Source organism: Vibrio sp. RM-41-2B (assembly GCF_024744415.1).
In the GTDB taxonomy this organism is placed as follows: domain Bacteria; phylum Pseudomonadota; class Gammaproteobacteria; order Enterobacterales; family Vibrionaceae; genus Vibrio; species Vibrio diabolicus.
This window is the reverse complement of sequence record NZ_JAMQWD010000018.1, coordinates 1-6,694: the sequence shown is the minus strand read 5'-3', so window position 1 is coordinate 6,694 and position 6,694 is coordinate 1. Positions and strand designations below refer to the sequence as shown.

The following is a 6,694-nucleotide window of genomic DNA, read 5'->3' as shown; positions in this document are numbered from 1 at the left end:
CAGTTTGTTAGTTTGCAAACCCAACGCGTTGATTTTACGTTATTTTAAACTTTGCAAACAATAAACTTTATGTATTTTGATGCATTTAAGTCAGACGTAGTCTCAAAGCGGCTACTAAATGAAACCACTTGGAACAAACAACGTCGCAGAAAACGAACTCACAACACCAAAAAGCGCTTTTGGAAAGCTAATCTCACAATGCGGACTTTCAACAAAGTCACTGAAACCACGTGGAACTTGCCACACCAGAGAAAACGCCATTTCAGCGAGTAAATCTGCTTTAGTACCAACAAACTTAACGAGCAGAGTTTCAGCAAAAAAGTTCAACTCAGTTACCCCAAAAATCACCGTACCAAAGAACAAATCAACCGTTGAAACGATGTCACTTTTGGATTTTCACCACGTGAGTTAACACTGAAATTGAACGCCGATACGACGATTTCGACTTTGAACTTTTACCACTAGATCTTGCGATATTGCTGCGTTTTTCCTCTTGCAAACTAACGCCGCATTAAGGTGTGAGCAGCGCTTGGCTATACTTGAGCGAAGCGAAACTGCCAAGCGTTGCGAATCACTCTTAAATGCTTTGTTAGCCAAAATTTGACTCAATATCTGCACTTTCAAGAACTGAAGTTAATAAACCGAATTCGTAATTTTTTAAAGTAGGATTGTCCTTTCCTAGTCTTTCAATCATTTGCTGAAGATTGCGTCCTTGATAGTCATGCCCTATGACCAAATTTACGTACTCAACTTCAGACTCAAATGGTGGCCTATATGAGTACTTAGTACGATCTTGTTTTATTTTTGCAAGCCTGCCATAAGGGGCAGTATCCCAACAAACCACAAGTAAATTAATGGCATTTAAAAGTTGTTTAGTTGCAGGATCTACTTTACGTTTCGCACTACCAACGGAAGACGAGTTACCACTTACACTCAATGAGTCAGATTTTAATGGATTAAATAATGGGACGTCGTCCCCACCGGTGAGAGCTAAAAACTTCTTAGCTGTAGGCTCTCCACAATAAAAAGCGCCTATATCCTGACCATTATTTTTCCCTTTATATTCAAAACAATAATAGCTATCAGTCAATACACGACCTGTACAGCTATGTTTTTTCTGATTATTAAGAAGTTTAACATGAGCAACAGCACTTATATCGTAACGTCGTACCATTTGCTCTCTAGCTTTATCACCAAAACAATCCATATCAGCCTTTACTACTTAAAAATGTATAAGGCTCAACCTAACACAAACTCAACATGCTGCATATCGTACGGATATCACTTTTGGCTAACGCCGCATTAAGGTGTGAGCAACGCTACCACGAAACTTAACCATACCACCGTAAACACAAAACCCAACGATGAAATCAAAAGTGCCAAGCGTTGGGAATCACTCTTAAATGCCTTGTTAGATTTTTATCAGATGGTTCATTGGCAAATCCATGTCCCCCATCCCTATGGCATACGCCCATCGCCCTCTCTGCTTTAGAGCTAAACCACTAGAAACTATATTATCTGGTGAATAACCTAACATAACGTGGGCACCTCTTCTCCTTGATAAAGGCGGACGACCAAGCCATTTATCGAACACCCTGTCATCTGCAAAACAAATCGGAGGAGCAGGATAAGATAGCTGATCCCTTTTCTCAAAGTGACCGTGTTGACGGTTCACTGAAGGTGGAAGTCGCAAAAGTAAGACATATTCATATGCTGGCCTTGCTCGGTTAGCAATTCTTCTGGACAGTGCATGGTCATAATCAACATCCCATGGGACAACCGAAAAAATTTTTCGTGCTACATTCCGATACCCAGCATAATTCGGTCTCACGTAAAGGAACCTAGCATTATCTTTAACAACCACGAAGGCATTTCTAATCTGGTGGCGACCGATCTTATATAGTTCTCCATGTAAAACCTTGGCAATTTCCTTAGGATCTCGACCCGCAATTGGCACCATATCAGGTTGTATCTTGGGACAACGCTGACCTAAATATCTCCAAGTACCGGGTAATATAGTTTTCTTTAAGTTAATAGTTTGCATATATGGAACCCGAATAATATCTAACGCCGCATTAAGGTGTAAGCGGCGCTTGGCTATACTTGAGCGAAGCGAAACTGCCAAGCGTTGCGAATCACTCTTAAATGCTTTGTTATAAGCGTGGTTTGAGCATGTGCACGAACTGTTCGTTCTGCCCTGTAACCTCAAAGCCAAACCTTTTGTAAAGTTGCCCTACTCGGTTTCCTTGTAAGTAGCAAAGCTTTATCGGTAACGACTTTTGTTCAGCAAGCTCAGTAACTGCTTTTAATACTTGGCTACCAATTCCTTTACCCTGATATTCTGGTAATAGGAAAAAGCGACCAAAGTACAGGTGCTCAGAATGGCACTGCACCAAGTAACTGCCCACTGCGACTCCATCAACTTCTATGATGGTTGGCTTTTCTTCGCCCCACTCATTGTGATGAATTTCTCTTTGAACACTTTCGTTCCAACCAAATACAGCTTTGATTGGTTCAAATTCTGCTGATTTCTTAAGTTCGAATAGGAACTCATAGTCACTATTTTCAGTTTTACGGGTTTCGTACACCTAACTCTCCAAACCTACAACTACGGATAGCTTATAACGCCCTGCTAAGGGGTGAGCAACGCAATACCAATGCTACCGCAAACCACCTTAATCACTAAATTCAACGCATAGTAAAAATGCCACGCGTTGCGAATCCCTCTTGAGCAGTTTGTTAGTTTGCAAACCCAAAGCGTTAATTTTAAGTCACTTTAAACTTTGCAAACAATAAACTTTCTGTGTTTTGATGCACTTAAGTCAGGCGTAGTCTAAAAGCGGCTAGTCAATGAAACCACGTGGAACAAACAACGTCGCAGAAAACAGACTGACAACACCAAAAAGCGCTTTTGGAAAAACTAATCTGACAGTGCGGACTTTCAACAAAGCCACTAAAACCACATGAACTTACCACACCAGAGAAAACGCCATTTCAGCGAGTAAATCGGCTTTTGCACCAACAAACTCAAAGAGCAAAGTTTCAGCAAAAAAGTTCGACTAAGTTAACCCTAAAGTCACAGCCCCAAAGAATAAATCAACCGTTGAAACGATACCAATTTTGGATTTTCACCACGCTAGTTAACACTAGAGTTGGAAGCCGATACGACTATTTCAACTTTGAGCTTTTACCACTAGATCTTGCGATATAGCTGCGTTTTTCCTCTTGCAAACTAACGCCGCGTTAAGTGGTGAGCAACGCAGACCACCGCACTTAAAGTATTGTGCCGTAAACACTTAACACGAAGCAAACCAAAAATGCCGAACGTTGGGAATCCGTCTTAAACGCTTTGTTATATGCAAATTCTCAACCCAAGCTCAGAGCTGATATGACTTTTGATGATAGACTAAATCAAGAGCCCATTATGTGAAGTTACCACCATGAAAGACTGCAACCAGTGTGGAAAGTGCTGTATTAAATATGGCGATGGTGATTTAGCTGCCACCCAAGAAGAAATAGATTTATGGGAGTTATTTAACCCAGACATTTATGAGTATGTGAAAGATGGGAAAATTTGGTTTGATCCAGAAACAAGAGAGCAACTACATCGTTGCCCATTTTTGGAGATAGCACCAAAAACCAAAGCCGAAGACCAAGACAAATACACCTGTAGTATTTACCTCGACCGACCAGAAGATTGCCGTCACTACCCTAGCCTAATTGATGAAATGGTGCGTGATGAATGTGAAATGATCGAAGTTGTTGACCTCGAAGACCCAAAGAAAGCTCAGAAACTGCTAGACAAGTTAATGAGTTCAAGCCGACCATCGAGCAATTCCTAGTGCTGATTTTAGCTCTTGCATATAACGCCCTGCTAAGGGGTGAGCAACGCAATACCGATGCTTCCGCACACCACCTTAATCACAAAAATCAACGCATAGTAACAATGCCACGCGTTGCGAATCCCTCTTGAGCAGTTTGTTAGTTTGCAGACCCAAAAGGTTGATTTTACGTTATTTTAAACTTTGCAAACAACAAACCTTATGTGCTTTGATGCACTAAAGCCAGGCGTAGTCTCAATACGGCTACTCAATGAAACCACTTGGAACAAACAACGCCGTAGAAAACGAACTCACAACACCAAAAAGCGCTTTTGGAAAACCAATCTCACAATGCGGACTTTCAACAAAGTTACTGAAACCACGTGAACTTACCACACCAGAGAAAACGCCATTTCAGCGAGTAAATCGGCTTTTGTTCCAACAAACTCAACGAGCAGAATTTCAACAAAAAAGTTTGACTCAGTTAACCCCAAAGTCACCGCACCAAAGAACAAATCAACCGTTGAAACAATGCCAATTTTGGATTTTCACCACGCTAATTAACACTGAAATTGAACGCCGATACGACTATTTCAACTTTGAGCTTTTACCACTAGATCTTGCGATATAGTTGCGTTGTTCCTCTTGCAAACTAACGCCTTGTTAAGGTGTGAGGCACGCAATACCGAAGCTTCCGCATACCGCCTGAACCACTAAACATTACGCATGGTAAAAATGCCACGCGTGCCGAATCACTCTTGAACAATTTGTTATATTGTCAACTCACTGTTTTCTCTGACCATATCATGGATCAACTCTATATGAGCTAATAAGGTTGCATCCCAATCACTTATCAAATCACTAATGTGATAATCATGAGATATAAAGCCATTTTCGTGATTCGCAGAGTAACCGCTAACTTTGCCTGTCTGCAATGCGTGACGATCGAGAATGAAACTGTGCGCTTTAACATCCCGTCCTCCGCGATTTGCACCATGTGCAGCAAAGGTATTGCGAAGGTCAAAGATTTTACAATCCCGAAGTGCCTTGGGATTAAACTCTATACCCATTTTTCGAAGAATTACTAACAAAGCTTGTTGCTGCATATAAACAGCATTAAAAACCCCGTAGAAATAAAGGTAGAGCTCACCAATGGACAAAGATTCACAGCGGATGAGAAAGGCATGTTTTGCCAACTGAGTATCTTCTAGCATGTACAAGCTATCTATGACAGAGTTGTAGTCTGCACTATTATCAACCGATACAATAGGATACAGTTCTGAATCTTGCTCTGTCTCTATAGCTACATCGGAAATAATTTCTCGAATAGAATAAATTAAATCATCAATTTCCACACATATCTCCAATGGCAATATAACGCCTTGCTAAGGTGTGAGTAACGCAATACAAAAGCTACCGCACAGCGCCTTAATCACATAAGCCACCGCAAAGTAAAAATGCCAAGCGTTGCGAATCACTCTTAAACAGATTGTTAAGCGACTTTCTTGGAGTTGATCGCTTGATGTAGCAAGTTTTTAGGTGAGCCAATTTCCAACATGGCAACAATCATAGATGTTAATAGCGCATCGGAAGCCTTATAGAATTGTGTCAATGCTTCCGAAAACTTCATAACATCAAGTTCCGAGATAATTTCGTATTGTTTGATTGCTTCTTTCTCTCTATGAGCAATAGTGTTATGGCGTGTTTCAGAGAACTGCGATTCGATAACTTTACGTGCTTTCTTTAGCTCTTTTAGTGCACTTACAACTTGAGACTTGGATGTTTCTGATAATCCAGTTGCTTCATAAATAAAGTGCATTTTGCGCCCAGTAACTTTCCCCATGTCCCACTCGTATATAGTAAGAATGAGAGTTCTGAGAGCAATGTTTCTTTTAGTTTCATTAGGATGTGAGAAAGCATCAGCTTTTAAAGCTTGAATGTCTCTTTCGGCAAGCAAGAAAAACAAACCAATATTAAAAAACTGCTTAGTCGCAGGAAACAAGCTTTCGTCAATTTTTCGATATTCACGCACGGTTATGTCAATTGCGTTATTTATTGCCTTATCTTTGACCTTAAATTCTCGATTCAATTTGTAATACAGGCGAAGCATAAACAAGTACCGGAGCTTTGAACCAAAGCGACTGTTGAACTTCAAACGAAACCAGCGCTCTTGAACTGAACGATCTTTATCAAGAAATTTTTTACTAAACATACTTATACCACCGCTTGTCGCTTAACGCCCTGTTAAGGTGTGAGCAACGCAATACCGAAGCCGCCGCATACAACCTTAATCACTAAACGCAACGCATAGTAAAAATGCCACGCGTTGCGAATCACTCTTAAACAGTTTGTTATAGCGCTAGTTTGGCGTAGTTGATGAAGACGCGTTTGCTGCTTGAGTTGCTTGTTCTGGTGTCATTTGGCCAAAAAGCGTGTCCATCATAAAACCAATTCTCTTACTTGCATCACCAAATTTATTAGGATTAGCGGTATAAGGAACTTTAAATTTCACTTCCCCAACTCTTTGCCCGCCTTGATAAGCTGTTATCTCCGCGTTTTTCAAATATAACGCCAGATCCCACCCCCAGTGACCTTCATATTCAAGAGTCAATTTGTTCAGGTCGTGCTTAGAATTATCAGGTACGACAACATAAGAATAGTTATGTTCTTGTAGCCAAGACTCAATTGTATTTTGGAACCCAGAGCGAGTTTCATTATCTTTAACAACAACTATTTCCGACTTAATATTAGTCTCTGGAACAGGGGTGCCCATATATCTGGGCGACCCACAACCAACTAGTGTAAGAGAAGCTAAAGACAACACTATAATTTTTTTCATTTTTATTTTCTCATATTGTTTTTCAGGCACATTG

8 protein-coding genes are annotated in these 6,694 nt (G+C 40.5%); 1 reads left to right on the top strand and 7 read right to left on the bottom strand.

Features of this window, described 5'->3' with window-relative positions:
• Window positions 1-114 precede the first annotated feature (114 nt).
• The 4 genes from NB463_RS13025 to NB463_RS13010 all read right to left on the bottom strand — a co-directional run bounded on the left by NB463_RS13025 (window position 115) and on the right by NB463_RS13010 (window position 2,588).
• Window positions 115-327: a hypothetical protein gene (locus NB463_RS13025; protein ID WP_258516006.1), complete on the bottom strand. Its 213-nt coding sequence runs from the start codon at window positions 325-327 to the stop codon at window positions 115-117.
• A gap of 262 nt (window positions 328-589) precedes the next feature.
• Window positions 590-1,207 (bottom strand): hypothetical protein, encoded by a 618-nt coding sequence (locus NB463_RS13020; protein ID WP_258516005.1) that lies wholly within the window; start codon window positions 1,205-1,207, stop codon window positions 590-592.
• Between the two features lie 204 nt (window positions 1,208-1,411).
• Complete coding sequence (locus NB463_RS13015) at window positions 1,412-2,044, bottom strand: hypothetical protein (RefSeq protein WP_258516004.1); 633 nt, start codon at window positions 2,042-2,044, stop codon at window positions 1,412-1,414.
• Window positions 2,045-2,153: 109 nt separating this feature from the next.
• Window positions 2,154-2,588, bottom strand: coding sequence for a GNAT family N-acetyltransferase (locus tag NB463_RS13010; RefSeq protein WP_258516003.1), 435 nt, complete (start codon window positions 2,586-2,588; stop codon window positions 2,154-2,156).
• 852 nt (window positions 2,589-3,440) lie between these two features.
• Here NB463_RS13010 and NB463_RS13000 point away from each other — a divergent pair.
• Complete coding sequence (locus NB463_RS13000) at window positions 3,441-3,842, top strand: YkgJ family cysteine cluster protein (protein WP_258516002.1); 402 nt, start codon at window positions 3,441-3,443, stop codon at window positions 3,840-3,842.
• A gap of 749 nt (window positions 3,843-4,591) precedes the next feature.
• Here NB463_RS13000 and NB463_RS12985 read toward each other — a convergent pair.
• From NB463_RS12985 to NB463_RS12965, 3 genes are all read right to left on the bottom strand, one after another.
• Complete coding sequence (locus tag NB463_RS12985; protein WP_258516001.1) at window positions 4,592-5,176, bottom strand: hypothetical protein; 585 nt, start codon at window positions 5,174-5,176, stop codon at window positions 4,592-4,594.
• Between the two features lie 137 nt (window positions 5,177-5,313).
• Window positions 5,314-6,033 carry a hypothetical protein gene (locus NB463_RS12975; protein ID WP_258516000.1) on the bottom strand — a complete coding sequence of 240 codons (720 nt, stop codon included), beginning with the start codon at window positions 6,031-6,033 and terminating at the stop codon, window positions 5,314-5,316.
• Between the two features lie 147 nt (window positions 6,034-6,180).
• Window positions 6,181-6,694 (bottom strand): Sbal_3080 family lipoprotein (locus NB463_RS12965; protein ID WP_258515999.1); only part of this gene is annotated, 514 nt, incomplete at its 5' end.